The organism is Maridesulfovibrio sp. (assembly GCF_965230075.1).
Classification (GTDB): Bacteria; Desulfobacterota; Desulfovibrionia; order Desulfovibrionales; family Desulfovibrionaceae; genus Maridesulfovibrio.
This window is the reverse complement of the sequence record NZ_OZ245945.1, coordinates 802,646-820,515: the sequence shown is the minus strand read 5'-3', so window position 1 is coordinate 820,515 and position 17,870 is coordinate 802,646. Positions and strand designations below refer to the sequence as shown.

16 protein-coding genes are annotated in these 17,870 nt (G+C 49.2%); 13 read left to right on the top strand and 3 right to left on the bottom strand.

The features are described from left to right. Positions 1-143: 143 nt before the first annotated feature. From obgE to ACO05Z_RS03560, 6 genes are all read left to right on the top strand, one after another. Positions 144-1,202 carry a GTPase ObgE gene (gene obgE, locus ACO05Z_RS03585; protein ID WP_421900578.1) on the top strand — a complete coding sequence of 353 codons (1,059 nt, stop codon included), beginning with the start codon at positions 144-146 and terminating at the stop codon, positions 1,200-1,202. Further along, positions 1,168-2,310 (top strand): glutamate 5-kinase, encoded by a 1,143-nt coding sequence (proB, locus tag ACO05Z_RS03580; protein WP_421900576.1) that lies wholly within the window; start codon positions 1,168-1,170, stop codon positions 2,308-2,310. The genes obgE and proB overlap by 35 nt, the downstream gene beginning before the upstream one ends. 280 nt (positions 2,311-2,590) lie before the next feature. Next, entirely contained in the window at positions 2,591-3,898 is a 1,308-nt protein-coding gene (locus tag ACO05Z_RS03575; protein WP_421900574.1) for a hypothetical protein, read from the top strand. Between the two features lie 18 nt (positions 3,899-3,916). Beyond that, positions 3,917-5,080, top strand: coding sequence for a hypothetical protein (locus ACO05Z_RS03570; RefSeq protein ID WP_421900572.1), 1,164 nt, complete (start codon positions 3,917-3,919; stop codon positions 5,078-5,080). Between the two features lie 2 nt (positions 5,081-5,082). Then, positions 5,083-6,228: a hypothetical protein gene (locus tag ACO05Z_RS03565; protein ID WP_421900570.1), complete on the top strand. Its 1,146-nt coding sequence runs from the start codon at positions 5,083-5,085 to the stop codon at positions 6,226-6,228. A gap of 12 nt (positions 6,229-6,240) precedes the next feature. Then, a complete protein-coding gene (locus tag ACO05Z_RS03560) occupies positions 6,241-7,461 on the top strand; it encodes a hypothetical protein (RefSeq protein ID WP_421900568.1) in 1,221 nt (406 codons plus the stop codon). On the opposite strand, the gene ACO05Z_RS03555 is transcribed toward ACO05Z_RS03560, so the two are convergent. Continuing rightward, on the bottom strand, positions 7,458-8,216 hold the full coding sequence (locus ACO05Z_RS03555) for a potassium channel family protein (RefSeq protein ID WP_421900566.1): 759 nt from the start codon (positions 8,214-8,216) through the stop codon (positions 7,458-7,460). The genes ACO05Z_RS03560 and ACO05Z_RS03555 overlap by 4 nt on opposite strands. Before the next feature lie 93 nt (positions 8,217-8,309). On the opposite strand from ACO05Z_RS03555, the gene ACO05Z_RS03550 reads away from it, so the two are divergent. Continuing rightward, positions 8,310-9,536: an MFS transporter gene (locus ACO05Z_RS03550; protein WP_421900564.1), complete on the top strand. Its 1,227-nt coding sequence runs from the start codon at positions 8,310-8,312 to the stop codon at positions 9,534-9,536. Positions 9,537-9,793: 257 nt separating this feature from the next. Here ACO05Z_RS03550 and ACO05Z_RS03545 read toward each other — a convergent pair whose 3' ends face one another. Further along, positions 9,794-10,150, bottom strand: a complete 357-nt coding sequence (locus tag ACO05Z_RS03545; protein WP_421900562.1) for a PilZ domain-containing protein — start codon at positions 10,148-10,150, stop codon at positions 9,794-9,796. Between the two features lie 96 nt (positions 10,151-10,246). Further along, positions 10,247-11,458, bottom strand: a complete 1,212-nt coding sequence (locus ACO05Z_RS03540; protein ID WP_421900560.1) for a cation:proton antiporter — start codon at positions 11,456-11,458, stop codon at positions 10,247-10,249. A 352-nt stretch (positions 11,459-11,810) separates the two neighbouring features. Between ACO05Z_RS03540 and satP the strand changes: the two genes are divergently transcribed. From satP to ACO05Z_RS03510, 6 genes are all read left to right on the top strand, one after another. Continuing rightward, positions 11,811-12,368, top strand: coding sequence for an acetate uptake transporter (gene satP / locus ACO05Z_RS03535; protein ID WP_421900558.1), 558 nt, complete (start codon positions 11,811-11,813; stop codon positions 12,366-12,368). A gap of 191 nt (positions 12,369-12,559) precedes the next feature. Next, positions 12,560-13,438, top strand: a complete 879-nt coding sequence (argB, locus tag ACO05Z_RS03530; protein WP_421904159.1) for an acetylglutamate kinase — start codon at positions 12,560-12,562, stop codon at positions 13,436-13,438. A gap of 13 nt (positions 13,439-13,451) precedes the next feature. Beyond that, on the top strand, positions 13,452-14,162 hold the full coding sequence (locus tag ACO05Z_RS03525) for a molybdopterin-guanine dinucleotide biosynthesis protein MobB (RefSeq protein ID WP_421900556.1): 711 nt from the start codon (positions 13,452-13,454) through the stop codon (positions 14,160-14,162). 8 nt (positions 14,163-14,170) lie between these two features. Then, a complete protein-coding gene (glp, locus tag ACO05Z_RS03520; protein ID WP_421900554.1) occupies positions 14,171-15,412 on the top strand; it encodes a gephyrin-like molybdotransferase Glp in 1,242 nt (413 codons plus the stop codon). A 12-nt stretch (positions 15,413-15,424) separates the two neighbouring features. Beyond that, positions 15,425-17,353, top strand: coding sequence for a molybdopterin biosynthesis protein (locus ACO05Z_RS03515; protein ID WP_421900552.1), 1,929 nt, complete (start codon positions 15,425-15,427; stop codon positions 17,351-17,353). Between the two features lie 26 nt (positions 17,354-17,379). Next, entirely contained in the window at positions 17,380-17,859 is a 480-nt protein-coding gene (locus tag ACO05Z_RS03510; protein WP_421900550.1) for a hypothetical protein, read from the top strand. The last annotated feature ends 11 nt before the right edge of the window (positions 17,860-17,870 follow it).

Here is a 17,870-nt window from a genome sequence, read left to right as displayed (position 1 = left end):
TATTTTACCCGTATTAAACCTTAATTTTCCGATTTCATTTCCCCCTCCCACCCCTCAAGGATTCCAAAGGAAATTATTTCCTTTGGCCGCCGGAGGCGAAATCATCAAACAAAAGCGCATAGCGCATCCCTAAGGATTTTATTATGAAATTCATAGATGAAGCAACTATCACGGTACGTTCCGGCAAAGGCGGTAACGGATGCGTGGCATTCCGCAGGGAAAGATTTCTTCCTAAAGGCGGCCCTAGCGGCGGTGACGGCGGTAAAGGTGGAGACCTCATTTTCCGAGGCAGTTCCAAACTGTTGACTCTTTATGACTTCAGACTCAAACGAGTTTACGAAGCCAGAAATGGAGAACAGGGACAAGGTCGCGACAAATACGGCAAGGGTGCCGATAACCTTATAGTTGATCTCCCGCTCGGAACACTTGTTTATGAAGTTAACCCCGAAGACGGCAGTGAAAAACTCATCGCCGACCTGACCGAAGAAGGTCGCGAAATGGTCATCTGCAAAGGCGGTGACGGTGGACGCGGAAACATCCACTTCAAATCCTCCACCAACCAGGCCCCGCGTCAGGCTGAAGAAGGATTCCCCGGAGAAGAAAAACGTATCCGCCTGCAGCTCAAGATCATTGCGGACGTAGGTCTGCTCGGTCTGCCCAATGCAGGTAAATCCACATTTATTTCCAAAATTTCCGCTGCGAAACCAAAAATCGCAGCCTACCCCTTCACCACTCTCGTGCCCAACCTCGGCGTGGTGGATGATGACATGGGCAGCAAGCTGGTTATCGCCGATATTCCCGGCCTGATCGAAGGAGCCAGCGAAGGTCTTGGACTGGGACACCGTTTCCTCAAACATGTGGAACGCACCAGATTCCTCGTCCATATCCTTAGTGCAGAGGACCTGAGCCTTGAAGAGCCTTTCGAAGGTTTCAACATGCTCGATGAAGAACTGCGCATCTTTGATGAGGAAATGGCTGACAAAACCCAACTGCGGGTCATCAACAAAATCGACCTTCTTTCCGAGGAAGACCTTGAAACGATCAAGGCAAAAGCTGAGGAAACAGGGGAAAAAATTTACTTCATATCCGCCCTCCACAGTGACGGGGTTCAGGAACTCCTCAGTGACATGTGGGACAGATTCAAAGCAATGAATCAAGAGGAAGAAAATGACCAGGATGAGCAACAGGATTCAGACTCTTAAGGAAGCTAAACGCATTGTTGTAAAAATCGGCAGCGCGGTGCTGACCACAGCTGAGGGAATCAACCTCGGCCTGATCTGCCGCCTTGCCGACCAGCTGGCGACCCTGCACGAACGCGGGGTCGACATAGTCCTCGTCTCGTCCGGTGCGGTTGCCGCCGGACGAAACTCCATCCCATCCGGCGCAAAGCTGGATGACCTGCCTGCGCGTCAGGCTGCCTCGGCCATCGGCCAGTCCCGGCTCATGCATGAGTATGACGAGACTTTCCGCCGTTTCGGCCTTGTGACCTCTCAGGTCCTACTTACCCGCGATGACCTCAAGCACCGCGATCGTTTCCTCAATGCCCGCAACACCCTTTCAAGGTTGCTTGAATGGCGTGTAATCCCCATCATCAACGAAAACGACACCGTTGCTGTCCAGGAACTGGAATTCGGGGATAACGATACCCTCGCCAGCCTGATCCTCAACGTTGTGGAAGCAGACCTGTTCATCAACCTCACTTCCGCTGACGGTGTTTTCGACAAGAACCCGGACAAGAATCCCGATGCCAAGCCGCTGGCCTGCATTGAAAACGTCCACGATCTCGATCTTGACGCTATGTGCGACGGCAAGACCGCTGTCGGTTCCGGAGGCATGTTCTCCAAGATGCGTGCTGCCAACCGTGCGGCCCAGCTTGGTGTGCCGACCCTGATCCTTGCCGGTAAGGACCGCATGATCATTGAACGGGTCTTTAACGGGGAAGAGTGCGGCACATGGATTGTACCGGATGAAAAATCCGTATCCAGACGTAAATACTGGCTGGCTTACCACTGCGATCCCGCTGGCGATCTTATTGTTGACGAAGGTGCGGAGAAGGCACTTCTTTCTGGAGGCAAAAGTTTGCTGCCTGCAGGAATTATCGATGTGGACGGTAAATTCAAAGCCGGGGAGCTTGTTCGTGTGGTTAACAAGGAAGGCAAATCGCTTGCAGTAGGCCTGACTTGTTACAGCTCTACTGACATGGTCAAAATCATGGGCAGCAAATCATGTAATATCGAATCTATTCTCGGTAAGTGCTCATACCCCGAAGCCATCCACCGAGATAATCTGCTGCTGGACGCTGCGCTTTAAGAATACCTTCGGCGGCCAGAGAAATTTTTGCAAAAGTTTCTCTGGACTCTTCAAAACCTTTTTTTAAGGCTTCGCCGCTAACGCGTTAAATTTACCATATTCATTTAGTAGGACAGGCTTATCTCCTGTCCTATTTTTTTACTCGATAATTATGCCATGAATAGATTAATTATTTTTATCTGTATTTTTATCATACTAATATAAAGTTTTCTCAAGATCAGCCGATTATTCATGCAATACAAGAACTGCTTTCGACTCAATATCGAGGTCTTAAAAATCAATGCGTATCGGCTCAACACTTGGCAGCAATGCTTACAACACCGACCCCAGTTCCTATCTCGGGGGATTCAGCAGCACTATGCGTGCGCGCCAAGCCAAGCAAACCGCATTAAATAATTTTACCCAGTCCATTAAAGATAAAAAAGACTTCAGCACATCAGCGACCAACCGCACTGCCGAACAGGCTCAACCTAAGAAGCCACAACCCTTTGATCCTGAAGCCGCCATCCAGAAGGTGGTGAAAGAAAATGCTGCCTATCTGGATTATAAAATCAGTCAAATATTCGAGGAAGACAAATCCAAGCTGCTCTCCGGAAAGTCTGACGTTGAATATAACAAAAGCCTTGATGAACTGACCCGCGCCGTTGAAGGTCAGGATTTCGATAATGCCAAAAAGATTCTTAAAGAATTCTACAATGGCGATTCTGATCAGGTCATCAACAAGATAGAAGAGACTCTGACTCAGGTTGAGGACAAGTTCTGGGGCGACATGCGAAAGGTCCTCGGTCAGATGGGACAGGCTCAAGGACTGACCCTTTCAGATGGAATGCATAAAGAAACGGGGATTTCAGGCTATGATCTGGTGGAACGGGCAATTGAAAATGCCAGACAGAAAACCGGTTCCCTTGCGGACATGGATTTCTCTGAACTGATTGACGAAGTCCGCGAAGACGCAGTGGATTATGCTGCCCGCACAATCCGTGAAGCCGGCAATGAAGCATCGGAGGACTCGGCAGAAACACAAGCTAAAAATGCAGTACAAGCCGCCTCTCTGTACACCAAGCATAATCTCTACGGCATAGATGGAGCTGCCGACAAGCTGGCCGATCAGGAACTTAATATGACCTCACGCATTGAAGAGCAGAAGAGCAACACCGGTTCCATGCGCATCCTGCGTTACATGACTTTTGACGATATACAAAAAACTACCCCCGGCCAGACAATTACTGATGAACAGTTAAGCAGAAGCGCCGGATTAGGCATTTCATCTAACAGCAAATTCTCACAGCAGCTGAGCAAGATGGGTGCAACCGTCGTCGATGAACTCAAGGAACTTACATCCAAGGCAAGGCGTGACGGACCATCCATTCAAATTGATGAACTCTCCGATACTGAAAAACAGGCATTTGAAATGAACAAGCCATCTGACTTTGCAGGTAATGAAGACTGGCGTTCATTCCGTGATGACATCTCCACATTGTTTACCGGAGCCGTCGAGGGCTATGTCGGGCGCAGCATGAGCGTTTACAAATCAATGCGAAACAACACAAATTCTTCCAACTATTCATCCTTCAGCCGTAAGATTTAAGGCAAAGGAGCACTCATTATGCGTATCTCATCATTCGGACAAAATCAGACCCTACAGACCGCCAGCTTCAAGTTTTCCCACAAAGCAGAGGAAGAAAGTTCTCCTTCAATTGAAAGCGAGAAAACAGAAGGCAAAACTGAGGCAGAAAGAACTTTCTACAAGATGGACAACCTTGAATTTCAGATTGAAAAGAACATCAATGAATCTTCCAGATTCCTGCATGACGGACTAGTCAAAATTTTTGACCGCGGAGCTTCCCTGCTGGCCGGGCGAACTTCAGCTGAATACGATGAACATATCAAAAATTTAACCGAAGCCATCGAAGGACAGGATTATAAGAACGCAGAAAAACTCATCGATAAATTTTTCAACGGCGATACGGAAAAAGTTCTTAACCGGGTAAAATCCCTTGCCGAACAGGCTGAAGAAAAATTCTGGCACGGCATGGACGATGCCATTGGCTACCTCAAAAGTATGAACAGTGAATACGATCTGGAAATTGATGACCAGAAGTATGAAAACATCACCGCATATGAAATCGCTAAGATCGCCATCAGCAGAGTCCGGGAAAGTAAGGAAAATTTTTCAGAGCAAGACTTTGAATCAATTCTTAATCCTCTGCGTGATCGGGCTGTAAACCATGCTAAATCAAAACTCGAAAATGCCGGGCAGAACAAATATGACGAAGACGCCGACAGTGTAACCCAAGCTGCAGCTGAATTTTCACGCAATAAGATTTTCGATACCGATGATGTAAATATCAAGGAAGATGACGAAGAACTGGCCGACATCTACGCACTCACAGAGGGCGATGAAGTAACTCAAGAACAGGTAGATCGCCTAAGGCAGCGCAACAAACGTAAATCCGACTCTTTTTCACTGTATATGCGTGAGAGCTCAGATGAATTTATCGATGAATTCAGCAAGCTCATGTATGCAGCAGTTGAAGTTAAAGGAAACGATATGCCCAATGAACCGGGTGTGAGATTTGAAGAAGACCCTATGAATCCGCTCGGCAAATTGCTGGACCCTTCAAAGGTTAATATTCCAACCCCAAACTATCCGGTCGTGGACTACTCCGTTGAAACTCTCATCACCGGGAGTGAAGCAGCTGAGAAATACAAGGCTATGCAGATTCAATGGGAAGAATACTTAGCCGGCTCCGATAAAGAGGATAAATAACCATGCGCATACAGGGTTTCAATCAATCCAGCCAGATGCAGGCCGGTTCTTTCAAGCTTGGCAACACAAAGGACGAAAAATCCAATCGTCCAGAGGAAATTGCAGTATCTGCAGATGACCTGCCACCCCGCAAAATCTCCCAGAACAGCGTTGAATTCCAGCTTGAAAAGGCCATGCGCAAATCCTCAGACTTTCTGAAAAAGGGATTAGATAAAATTTTCGATAATGGCGAGCAACTGCTGGCCGGACGTAACAGTGAAGAATACAACAAGCATATCAAAGAGCTGGGCAGAGCAATCCAAGGGCAGGATTTCAAACGTGCAGAAAAGCTTATCGATCAATTTTACAATGGTGACACCGACAAAATCATTACCCGTATAGAAGATCTCGCCAAGGCTGCCGAAAACAACTTTTGGGACAATATTGAGGAAGGTCTCAACTTTCTAAAAAAAGACGGTCTGAAATGGACCGTGTATATCGATGGTAAGGAGCGCGATGATCTTTCCTCTTTTGACCTTGCCAAAATGGCCATTGAAAAATCACGCAATGAAGTTGATAAATTTTCATCTGAAGACCTCTGCGATATTGTCGATGCTACCCGCGATGGAGCAGTAGCCCATGCCAAGGGTAAGTTGAAAAATGCAGGGCAGAACAAGTATTCCGAAGACGCCTACAGCGTCACCCACGCAGCCACCGATTATGCCAAGGGCAAGATATTCAATACTGATGATTCCAACTACGACGAAGATAAAAAAGTCCTCAAGGACATAGACGAACTTTATCACAACGAAAACATAACTGAAGAACAGCTTGAGCGACTACGACACCAGAACACCCGCAAGGCCGATAAATTCACCCAATTCATGCGCGGCAGGACAGAAGCATTTGCAGACGAATTTAATAGACTGAAACTGGCCGCCAGCCCCAGAGTGGTAGAGGAACCGGACAGTTCCCAAGAACAGACCCAAGCCACATTGTCACCCATGGAGCAGCAATTGAAAAACGGTGTTGATCCGCAACTGCTCTCTTTGGATGTAAAAGGTATGCTTGATTCATCGCAGTCTACCGAAAGTAACGAGAAACAAGCCGCAAAATACACAAGCAATTCAACAGAAGACATTTCCCCTTCAATCGACTGGAAAATCTAAGCGAGGAAAACCATGCAGATCAATTCAAACGCCCAGAGCACTGTCGGCACTTTCAATTTCCGCGCCCGTCAGGAAGAAACAGCTTCCCGCAAAGTTGAAGAGGACTCCGCTAAAACTTCAACAACCAAATCCGTCAACGGTAAAGAAGAGCTTACCGTAATTACCCCGGTTGAATGGGAAAATGTCGCAGTTGAAATTGCCCAGATTGTTGATGAAAAATCCAATGAACTTCAGGCAGGTCTGGAAAAAATTTTCGAAGAAGGCAACGAGAACTTTCTCTCCGGTAAATCCGGACTTGATTATGATGAGCACATCAAAGAACTTGCCGCAGCAATCGACGGACAGGATTTCAAAAACGCTGAAAAGATCATCGACAAATTCTTTACCGGTGACAAAGATAAAATAATTGAACGGGTCCAGAGTTTAGCTAGCTCGGTAAAGGACAGCTTCTGGAATAAAGTGCGTGATAGATTCAAAGACATGTATGTCGCCGAACACCGCACCACATACAATAAGGATGAAGAGCCTGAAAGTGCATTGCCCTACGTGCAACGAGCCATTGAACGGGCCAAGTCCGCATCAGCAGAATATGATATAAGCGACAAGGAAATTGCCAAACGGGTAAGCTCTACCATCAGCTCAGGGACTGAACAATCCAAGGGAAAGCTAAAAAACGCAGGGCGTAACCGCTACTCCGAAAGTTCAGAAAGCGTAACACACGCAACAGCCCAATACGCCCGTGATAATATCTTCGGTGGTGATGAGAATTCCAGAAAAGAAGATAAAATAAACATGGACTCAGCCCGAGATGTTTTTGACGATATAAATGAGTTTATCTATCCCTCTCAACAAACGGTTGACAAACTTAATGAGGCCAACAGAAGCAAAAAAGATGATTTTTCCAAATACCTGTTCAAAAGCGGTGAGGCCTATCTTGAAGCCTTGAGATCAGAACTGGGAGTGAAGAAACTATCCAGCAAAGATTATACAACTGTCGAAGAGGAACAGGCCTATCAAGAATATCTCAAATCACAAGAAGGTCAGACTGCAAAGCCGGGTAGAATTGAATTCGGCCCCGTACCGGATATTCCAATAAGTCTGAACATCCCAGACAGCATAACCCAGCAAAGCCTCTACTCTCCGGTGAAGGTAACAGAGCTTTACGGCAATGAAGAAGAGGAGCAATTCGGGAATAATAAAGGTCAGCTGAGTGATTTCTCCGGCTGGGCCTAGGACCGATCTGTTTCTTCCGGTCCTTGCTGCTCGTCTCCGGAAGCGTCTAAATTTTGCTGTGAAAGAAATGCGCCAAGAATTCCGGCGATGAAAACAGCCAGATACATCTGTCCGAAAAGCCCTTGCAGGACACAAAGGGATCGAGCCATGAAAGACACAGGCAGAATGTCACCATAGCCCACAGTAAGCATGGTCACGTAGCTGAAGTAGGTCAAAGCCCCGCGAATGGCAAAGACATTGTCCCCAAGGTCAATTCCAGAAAAAGAACCGTCCCTGAATATCTCGCACAAACTGTAGGCATCAGACCAGGCCAACCCGGCTAGCATATAGATGCATATTGCCCCGGAGATCAAATCGCGGGTAACCCTTTTTTGCCGCCACATGAAACGCTGGATACCCCAGATGGCAATAAGCAGCATGAACATATCCGCCGCTTCACTGCCTGCCAACCAAAGCATGGAGTGGGTCTTGAAAAACAAAATGGAACTGACCAGTGAAACCCCATAAAGCCCGAAATAAAAATAAAGCCGAACCTTATTAACCACAATTGCCGAAACAGCGGAAAGCAGCACCAGATAAGTATAAAAATAAAGGACCTGCTGCAAAAGCAAAGAATTCCCGGCAATGGGACTGATAAATATCTGGCCCACTAAGAATCCAAGCAGGACCGTGAATTTTGACGGGCTGTTCTTAAAAAAATGGTAGAGCCTGAACATATACGGGCTGTAGTGATATTCTTTATTTGATTCGGACATGGGACATTATTACCCCACAACAGCATGTAATTCCATATTTTTATAACCGACCAAAGGTTTTCAGCCTTTCCCGGCAGTTGCTAAGAGTCCCGATTGAGAGTAGCTTTCGTTGTTCACATCACCCCAAAGGACTATTCGCTGATGGAAGCTTTATATAAAAACAAGAACTTACAAATAGTTTTCGCGGTCACCCTCATGGCAATCATGGGTGTTTCCAGCATTATCCCGGCCCTGCCGGACATGATCCGTGAATTCGGGATCTCCGCATCAACAATCGGGCTGATCTTCACCATCTTCACTCTGCCCGGAATTCTCTTTGCACCCTTGGCCGGAATATTTGCCGACCGCCTGGGCCGTAAGAAAATTCTCGTGCCCTCACTGGTAATCTTCGGAATTGCCGGGACAGCCTGCTTCTTTACAAAAGATTTTCACTCCCTGCTCCTGATCCGTTTCATTCAGGGCATCGGGGCTGCAGCCATCGGGGTCATCAACCTGACCATCATCGGAGACCTATTCAGTGGCAAGGACAGGATCAAGGCCATGGGGTTAAATGCCGGAGTACTCAGCATGGGCACGGCAATTTTTCCTGCCATCGGGGGAATACTGGCCCAGATCAGCTGGGAAGCACCTTTTCTGCTCTCATTAACCGCCCTGCCGCTGGCATGGGTGGTTGCCTTCAAACTGGATAACCCGGAACCGTCTGCCAGTGATGATTTCAAACGGTATATGAAAGCAGCACTTGCCGGCATGCGCAGCAAGGAAGTCCTTAGTCTTTTCGCCATTTCCCTGCTGACCTTCATCATTCTCTACGGCCCGATTGTCACCTATCTGCCCCTGCTGCTCAATTCCCGGTTTGAGGCTTCACCGTTCATGATCGGAATGGTCATCTCAAGTGCATCCTTCATCACCGCACTGGCAGCATCACAGATGGGCAGACTGGCTCATTTCATGTCCCAGCCGCTAATGATCTCCCTTTCCGCATTTGCTTACGGAGCAGCCATGATCATGCTCCCTGCGGCTGAATCAGCTTTATGGTGCATTCTTCCGGTCTGTATGTTCGGGCTGGGACAAGGGCTGAACATGCCTAACTCCATGTCCATGCTCACCGCAATCGCTCCCATGGAACAACGCGCGGTATTTATGTCGGTGAACGGAATGTTGCTGCGTGCGGGTCAGACAATTGCCCCGATCCTGATGGGTCTGGTCTATTCCGGATTCAGCCTGCAGGCTGTATTCTATGCCGGAGCGGTGGTTGCAGCGGCAATACTGGTCATTTCCACTATGTTTTTGCGAGGATTTGAAGCGGAAACTGCGCAATAACGCTATGACAGACGCAATAATTGACTGAAAAACAATTATTGTTCATTTTCGGATTTCTCGAACCGGGGATTAATTTAAACAGGGAATGTCCGAAAAAATGAAAGTTGGATTTATAGCCTTCATGGAGCATATTTTTAATCCGCTCCACATATACTGCAGACTCGTGGACTGCGGCCTTTCTGCAACAAAAGCTAAAAAGGTGGCCCGGACTTACGAGTTATGCTTCTTCAAGCCTGCCACCCTGTGCATTCCTACGCTCAAGCATCAAAAGCAGGCGAAGTAAGCTCACTATCAATGGTGTCCGCATCTTCGGCATTAAATTGAACCAGACGACGCAGGTGAGTAAAGCTGACCTCGTCCATATGATGGAAATCTGCAGCCAGCCCATGTTCATCTGAACGGACTATCTTAGCATTTACCCTTATTATTGCATCTTCAGAGAGCGGGATGGAAACCTCGCACTCATCCCCTACAAAAAATCCCTTTACAGGATCGCAGAGAATTCCCTTTAAGCTGAGATTGTGCGACTCCACAAAGGCATCGAATTCTTCTTTATGCAGCACGACTCTGAAGCCTGCATCCACACGGGTTCTACGTCTCTTGTTCTGATCCATGAAAACTCCAAGCACTTAGTAAAACTGTAAGACCATATTCATATCTATTTACTCAATATTGCGCCCTTCTTCAATAACAACATAAGAATTTAATTGTTAAAAAGAACACCCCTCACGATTTATCTTCCGCCTTTCGCCCGGGGTGATATCCCCAACCTTTTTTAAAGCAAAGCGAGTACAAATCGGTCCGGCAATCTCGAAAAAGACGGTGGTTGCAGCAATAACCGAAACGACAGCCTCGAATTCTTCAAACCTGTGCGCAGCAGTAAGAGCCATACCAAGGGCAATCCCGGCCTGCGGCATCAGGGCCATGCTCATCCACTTGCCAAAAAAAAGATTTTCGCCACCTTTTTTCGCTCCGAGAATACTGCCCACAAAGCGACTGCCGACCCGCAGCAGAATGTAGAGCATGATCAGCTTCTGGTTGACGTAAATATGTTCGACCTCAATATTAACCCCGGCAAACAAGAAAAAAAGCACCACGATGGGCCATTCAATGGAACGTATTGAGTAAAAAGAACAATCCATGCGCTTGGCAAGATTAACCACCACCATGCCCATGGTCATGGCCGCCAATAAAAAGGAAACGTCCAGCCACATGGCGAGGCCGCCACAGATACAGACCATCCCCAAAGCTTCAAGCAGGGTATGCTCCCCGGATTTCAAATATCCGGTCAAATAGCTCATGGGCGCCCCGAGAACCGCCCCTATAAAGACAGCATATACAATATCCTTGCCGCCGTGCATTAAAGTCTCAACACTGCCACCACCGCCACTGACCAACATCTGGGCCGCAGCCAGCATAAGGCTGAAAACAATCAGCCCAAGGGCATCGTCCAAGGCAATAATTTTGAGCAGGACTTCAGTAAACCGACCTTTGGCATTAACCTCATGAACAACATCCACGGTTGCAGCAGGAGCTGTTGCCGGGGCAATCCCCCCGTAAATCAAGGCTAACGGCAGGGGGATACCTGCAAGCCAGAGTCCCCCTCCAACTATCAGCGCAGTAGCCCCCACCACTCCAAGGGTAATCCAGAGCACCAGCATGCCGGAACGACGCAAAGAAGCATATTGCAGTGAGCTACCCAGCAGAAAGCCGATCATGACCAAGGCCATATCAGCAACAACAGGCATCCAGCTCTGGGTGGAAACAGGAAGAAGATCAAACCCTGATGGACCTATCAGGAACCCGGCAACCATAAGTATGGAAACCCTCGGAATAGGAGTATTTCTGCCGATGGTGTCTGCCAAGAAGCCAACCATGAACAACATTCCAAGAGTTATGAGAGTCAAAGCAGATACGGTCATCCGGACTTCCTTTGTTCATTTTACGCCTAATCAGGCATAATATTCATTTCATACTTAATTCATCATAAACCATTTTTATTGAACAACAAAGAATTTCAAGTAGAAGGGCACCCTTCAACATTGATTACCCATTCACTTTCGTATGTATCTTAATTAAAAACTGCCCCTAAAATCATTGCATGTAATTTATTGCTTGCAATTAAACACATTTTAATCTAGCTGAATGAGCGTTCACTATTCGCAAAACACACACTCCACCAAACACTCACCACTCACATTTTCCACTGTTACCCACCGGCAGCGGAAGACTGGACAAAGTGTGTTTTGAAAGACTTATTTTTAGGAGAGATAAATGGAATCAAAACTCGCTAACCCCGCCCCGTTGGGGCTGATGGGCTTCGGCATGACCACCATCCTGCTGAACATCCACAACGCAGGATTCTTCCCCATCAGTTCCATGATCTTGGCCATGGGCTTTTTTTACGGCGGCATTGCCCAGATCATTGCCGGAGTAATGGAATTCAAAAAGGGCAATACCTTCGGAACCACTGCATTCACTTCCTACGGCCTGTTCTGGCTGACTCTGGTTGCCCTGATCGTTATGCCCAAGATGGGTCTTGCAGATCCGACCCCACACGCATACATGGGCTGGTACCTGCTCATGTGGGGTATCTTCACCCTGTTCATGTTCCTCGGCACCCTGAAAGCAAACAAAGTGCTGCAGTTCATCTTCTTCTCACTGACCGTGCTTTTCTTCCTGCTGGCTGTACGTGATTTCTCTGGCAGCCACTTCATCGGCACCATTGCCGGATGGGAAGGAATCGTCTGCGGAGCATCCGCATTCTACCTCGCCATGGCGGAAGTAATCAACGAACAGTACGGACGCACCGTACTGCCCATCGGCGAATAAAACTCCCTGCTTCTCATGAAAGTTCGAAGGCCGCACAGCTTGATGCTGTGCGGCCTTTTTTAATGCCACGCCGCAGCTAATAACACCGCCCTTCCCCTCATCCGACTTTTAAATTATAGATAGCGGACGCCACGCGGAGCCGCTTTCCGCTTAAGCGTATAATAAGCTTCAGGAGTAAAACCGACATGGAAATGGAACAAGATATTATCAGAGCTAAATTTCTTATTGAATCACTGCCGTACATCAAAGAATTCTACGGCGAAACAGTCGTCATCAAATACGGCGGCAATGCCATGATCGACGAAAACCTGAAGCGAGCATTCGCGCTAAACATCATCCTGCTCAAATACATCGGCATCAACCCGGTGGTTGTGCACGGCGGCGGGCCGCAGATTCAGAAAATGCTCAGCGCGTTGAACATCGATAGCCAGTTCAAGAGCGGGTACCGGGTCACTGACGAAGCGACCATGGATGTGGTCGAAATGGTCCTCGTGGGGCAGGTCAACAAGCAAATCGTCAACCTGATCAACCTGCATGGCGGCAAAGCCGTAGGGCTTTCCGGCAAGGACGGCATGCTCATCAAGGCCGAACAGAAAGAACTGGTTATCGAGTCCGAAACCAAGTCCCCGGAAATCATCGACCTCGGCAAGGTGGGTGAAGTAACCGAAGTCAACACTACCCTGATTGAATCCCTGCAAAGCGAAGGCTTCATCCCGGTTATCGCTCCCGTAGGTGTTGACGACGAAGGTTCCACTTACAACATCAACGCCGACTCAGTTGCCGGAGCTGTTGCAGCAGCCATGAATGCCAAGCGATTGCACCTGCTGACCGACGTACAGGGGCTGCTTGATGCTGATAAAAATCTTATATCTTCCCTGAGCTGTCGCGAAGCTGCCGAAGCCATTGATTCCGGCGTAGCCAAAGGCGGTATGATTCCCAAGCTGAGCTGCTGTCTTGAGGCTGTACACAGCGGGGTTGAAAAGGCACACATCATCGACGGACGGGTTGAAAACTGCGTGCTGCTCGAGCTTTTCACTAAAAACGGTATCGGCACTGAGATTACCAACTAATACGGGGTCATAGATGAAAGCTATAGCGATAGTAGGTAAAAAGAAAACCGGCAAGACCACAATGGGCCTTGCGCTGGTCAAGAAGCTCACTGAAAAAGGATACAAGGTCGGAGTGCTTAAACATTCCCACCACGGTTTTGACGGAGCTGAAGGCGCAGACACCGAAGAGTACAAAAAGATCGCTTCCTGTGTGGCGGCTTATTCCCCCAGCGAATCCTTTGTTTCATGGAAACAGGAACGCACTGTTCAAGACCTTGTTCCGCTCATGGATGCCGATGTCCTTGTCATGGAAGGCGGTAACAAAGTCGGCTGGCTGCCCCGGGTAATCATGGTCCGTGAGGATAACGACGACAAGGAATTTTATCCCGAACTGGCCCTGAAACAGATTCCGGCCTGCTCTCCGGAGAATCCTCCTTCTGATGAACTTCTGGAAGAGTTGGCTGACTTAGTCATAGATAAAGGTTTCATCCTTCCGGGCCTTAACTGTAAGGCCTGCGGACGTGACTACTGTATGGACTTCGTGGCTGACATTATCGCCGGAAAGGCCCGTGTTTCCGGATGTCAGGCCATGAAGACCCAGATGTCCGTAACCTGCAACGGCTCCGAACTGGGATTCAACCCCTTCGTAGCGGATATGCTCTCCGCCGGGATCACCGCCATGCTGCAACAGCTAAAAGGCTACGTACCCGGAGATATTGAGATAAAAATAAAAAATCAGGGTTAGCTTTAACAATGAACCATGAGTTTTTTGAAATTATCAGCAGGGTTGAATTTGAAGCCCTGCTGAATTCTTTTACAGCGGTGGGTACTGAAAAAGTGTCCATTTCCGATGCCTTCGGGCTTGTACTTGATGAAAATATCATCTCACCGGAAGACCTGCCTCCGGCCAACCGCTCATGCATGGACGGTTACGCGGTCAATGCCCGTGACGCCTTCGGCGCAACCGAGGGTAACCCAGCCTACCTGGAATGCTCCGCCACCCTCAAAGTTGACGAAAACCCCGATTTCGAACTCCAGCCCGGTGAATGTGCTGCCATCCCCACCGGGGGCACCCTGCCCGACGGAGCCGATGCCGTGGTCATGGTCGAGCACACGCAGGAACTGGGAGCGGGAACCATTGAGATCCGCAAATCGTCTGCTCCGGGTGAGCACACCATGCTTAAAGGCGAAGATGCCGCCAAAGGTGACATAATTTTTCAAGCCGGACACAAAGTCCGCTTTCAGGATGTCGGCTTGCTGGCCGCTCTGGGCATCAAGGATGTTTCCATTCACCGCAAACCACGTGTTGGCATCATTTCCACCGGGGACGAACTAGTGGAAATCGACTCCCCGCAAAAGGTCGGCACTATCCGCGATGTAAACTCCCACACCCTGCGCTGCCTTGTGAATGAAGCAGGCGCGGAAGCTGTTAATTACGGCATTGTTCGCGATGAGCTCGACAAGCTGGAATCCACTCTGGAAAAAGCTATTGCTGAAAATGATCTGGTTCTCCTTTCCGGTGGAAGCTCCGTAGGCATGCGAGATTTGACCGTACAGGCCATTGAATCCATGCAGGATTCCGAAATCCTCGCCCATGGTGTAGCCATCAGCCCCGGCAAACCGACCATCCTCGGCCGAACCGGAAACAAGCCCGTGCTGGGACTGCCCGGACAGGTTACCTCGGTACAAGTGGTCATGCTGGCACTGGTGGTGCCCTTCATCCGCCAGCTCATGGGCCAGCAAGATGCTTTCTCCGGTACAGACCGTATGCTGGTGCAGGCCGAACTGGGCCGCAACACAGTATCCAAGCCGGGCCGTGAAGATTATGTACGTATGAAGCTGACTTACCGTGACGGGAAGCTGCCTCTGGCTGAACCTGTTTACGGCAAATCCGGCCTGCTCAAGACCATGGTTCAAGCCGATGGACTGATGATCATCCCCGCCGACACCGAAGGATTCTACGCCGGTAATACCGTTAACATCTGGAAAATTTAAACGAGCATAGCAATGAGTCGCAATATCTACCTAAAAACAACCCCCGTTCCCGAAGCCGTAAAAACGGCAATGGATAACCTTGACCGCGATTCACTGGTCAAGACTGAAACCATTCCCGTCCACGAAGCCTTAGGCAGGGTCACTGCCGAAGCGGTCATTGCCCGCTGTTCTTCCCCCACCTACCACTCCGCTGCCATGGACGGTTATGCAGTAAAAAGCGACACAACTTTCACCGCCCGTGAAGGCCAGCCCCTGCTGCTGAAAAAAGACAATGGCTGCATTGCAGTCAACACAGGTAATCCACTTCCGGAAGGCATGGATGCCATCATTATGATCGAACATGTGGTGGATGAGGGCGAAAATATTTCCATCGAAGCCCCGGCCTTTCCGTGGCAGCATGTCCGCCGCATCGGTGAAGATATTGTCGCAACTGAAATGCTGCTCCCGCGCAAACACACAATTTCCGCTTTCGACATGGGTGCGCTGCTTTCCGCCGGGATTTACGAGATTAAGACCTATGAAAGAATACGCATGACCTTCATTCCCACCGGGGACGAGGTGTTGCCCTTTGCAGACCGCCCCACTCCCAAACCGGGTGAGGTTATCGAGTCCAACTCACAGGTTTTCAAGTCACTGGCTGCTGGGCTGGATGTTGAATTCAGCTTTACCGCTCCGGTTAAAGACCGCGAGGAAAAACTTACCGCAGCAGTAGAGGAAGCACTCAAGAATTCACACATCGTTGTTGTTGGTGCCGGGTCCTCGGCGGGCAGCAAAGATTTCACCCGCATTGTTTTTGAAAAGCTGGGCAACCTGCTGGTCCATGGTATCGCGGTCATGCCCGGTAAGCCCACAGTTCTGGGCACTGCGCAAGGCAAGCTGCTGGTCGGCGCACCGGGGTATCCGGTCAGCGCAGTAGTCTGCTTTGAAGATGTACTGACCCCGATCATTTCATGGCTGGCGGGCAAGCATGAGCCGCAGCGCGACAAAGTACAGGTCCGCCTCGCACGACGCACTCCCTCCAAACCCGGACAGGAAGAAATCGTCCGGCTGGCAGTGGGACAGGTCGATGGCGAATATATAGGCGTTCCCCTTTCACGCGGCGCTGGCATGATCACTACCTTGACTAAAGCACAGGGCTTCACCCGTGTTCCTGCGGAAAGTGAAGGCGTGGAGCTGAACTCCACCGTGGACGTGGAACTTTTCTCCAGCCGTGCGGAATTGGACAAAGTGCTAATGCATGTGGGCAGCCATGACAACACCATCGACATGCTTGCCGACATGCTCATGGGCGGGGACTCTCCGTTGCGTCTGGTCTCGACTCATGCCGGGTCCATGGGCGGGCTGACCGCGCTGAAGAATGACATGGCTCTTTTTGCCGGAGCGCATCTCTTCGACCCGGAAACCGATGATTTCAACTTCCCGTTTATTAAAAGGTATCTGCCCGGAATGGATGTGACTGTGGTCAACCTCGCCATCCGCCATCAGGGTTTTATAGTTCCTAAAGGCAACCCCAAGAACATCGAGGGGATTGATTCTCTGGGCGGACTGAACATCAATTTTATCAACCGCCAACGCGGAGCCGGAACCAGAATCCTTTTTGACTACCACATGAAAAAAGCAGGCCTGAAACCCACGGACATTCTCGGCTATGACCGCGAGGAATTCACCCATATGGCCGTGGCCGCCAACGTGCTCACCGGAGCAGCAGACTGCGGGCTGGGAATCTTTGCCGCTGCAAAAGCTCTGGACCTCGACTTCGTACCGCTGGCTCATGAAAGGTATGATCTGGTCATCCCTCAAAAACATATGGATGACAGCAGGATAAAAACACTGCTTGAACTCATAAAATCTGATAAGGTCAAGCAGGCTATCAGCGAGCTGGGCGGTTATGAGACCGACCTCACCGGACAGGAAATGAAGCCGGGAGTAGGTCTGGGATAATTATACAACATCTTGCCGGAGGGGGTATGAACAAGGACAAAGAGCACATCATCAGGCAGAAATGCCGCGAAAATGTAGTAGGCTTTGCTCCCTTCCGCTACCGCTTCGGCAAAGGCAGCTTCATCCGTGAAGGGCTGCTGAATATCGGTAAATTTGAAGATAAGGAAGGCGGCCACCTTGTGCTGACCTTCATCTTTGATTCCGACACAATCGAGACCGACAACGATATCCTGCAACGCATGGGACGGCTGGACTTCAGCCCCATGGCGAGAAAAGGATTACTTACCGCCTTACGCAATTCAGCTGAATTCGAGCAGAACGAAAATTTTGCCATGCACGAATTCAGCTTTTTCTTTGATGAAATGCCCAAGGACATTCCCAAACTGATCAATCATTGCTTCATCCCCTTCTTTCTGGATCACCTCTACATGCGCATTGGAGAAGTGGAATGGATGGATGATGAAAAGGTCAAAGGGCTGTTCTGCAGAGTGAAAGGTTTATTCTAGAAAGCGGAGAC

Excerpts from the sequence above, each read along its gene's own strand:
- obgE (WP_421900578.1), top strand. The coding sequence starts at position 144 with ATGAAATTCATAGATGAAGCAACTATCACGGTACGTTCCGGCAAAGGC.
- proB (WP_421900576.1), top strand. The coding sequence starts at position 1,168 with ATGACCAGGATGAGCAACAGGATTCAGACTCTTAAGGAAGCTAAACGC.
- ACO05Z_RS03575 (WP_421900574.1), top strand. The coding sequence starts at position 2,591 with ATGCGTATCGGCTCAACACTTGGCAGCAATGCTTACAACACCGACCCC.
- ACO05Z_RS03570 (WP_421900572.1), top strand. The coding sequence starts at position 3,917 with ATGCGTATCTCATCATTCGGACAAAATCAGACCCTACAGACCGCCAGC.
- ACO05Z_RS03565 (WP_421900570.1), top strand. The coding sequence starts at position 5,083 with ATGCGCATACAGGGTTTCAATCAATCCAGCCAGATGCAGGCCGGTTCT.
- ACO05Z_RS03560 (WP_421900568.1), top strand. The coding sequence starts at position 6,241 with ATGCAGATCAATTCAAACGCCCAGAGCACTGTCGGCACTTTCAATTTC.
- ACO05Z_RS03555 (WP_421900566.1), bottom strand. The coding sequence starts at position 8,216 with ATGTCCGAATCAAATAAAGAATATCACTACAGCCCGTATATGTTCAGG.
- ACO05Z_RS03545 (WP_421900562.1), bottom strand. The coding sequence starts at position 10,150 with ATGGATCAGAACAAGAGACGTAGAACCCGTGTGGATGCAGGCTTCAGA.
- ACO05Z_RS03540 (WP_421900560.1), bottom strand. The coding sequence starts at position 11,458 with ATGACCGTATCTGCTTTGACTCTCATAACTCTTGGAATGTTGTTCATG.
- satP (WP_421900558.1), top strand. The coding sequence starts at position 11,811 with ATGGAATCAAAACTCGCTAACCCCGCCCCGTTGGGGCTGATGGGCTTC.
- argB (WP_421904159.1), top strand. The coding sequence starts at position 12,560 with ATGGAACAAGATATTATCAGAGCTAAATTTCTTATTGAATCACTGCCG.
- ACO05Z_RS03525 (WP_421900556.1), top strand. The coding sequence starts at position 13,452 with ATGAAAGCTATAGCGATAGTAGGTAAAAAGAAAACCGGCAAGACCACA.
- glp (WP_421900554.1), top strand. The coding sequence starts at position 14,171 with ATGAACCATGAGTTTTTTGAAATTATCAGCAGGGTTGAATTTGAAGCC.
- ACO05Z_RS03515 (WP_421900552.1), top strand. The coding sequence starts at position 15,425 with ATGAGTCGCAATATCTACCTAAAAACAACCCCCGTTCCCGAAGCCGTA.
- ACO05Z_RS03510 (WP_421900550.1), top strand. The coding sequence starts at position 17,380 with ATGAACAAGGACAAAGAGCACATCATCAGGCAGAAATGCCGCGAAAAT.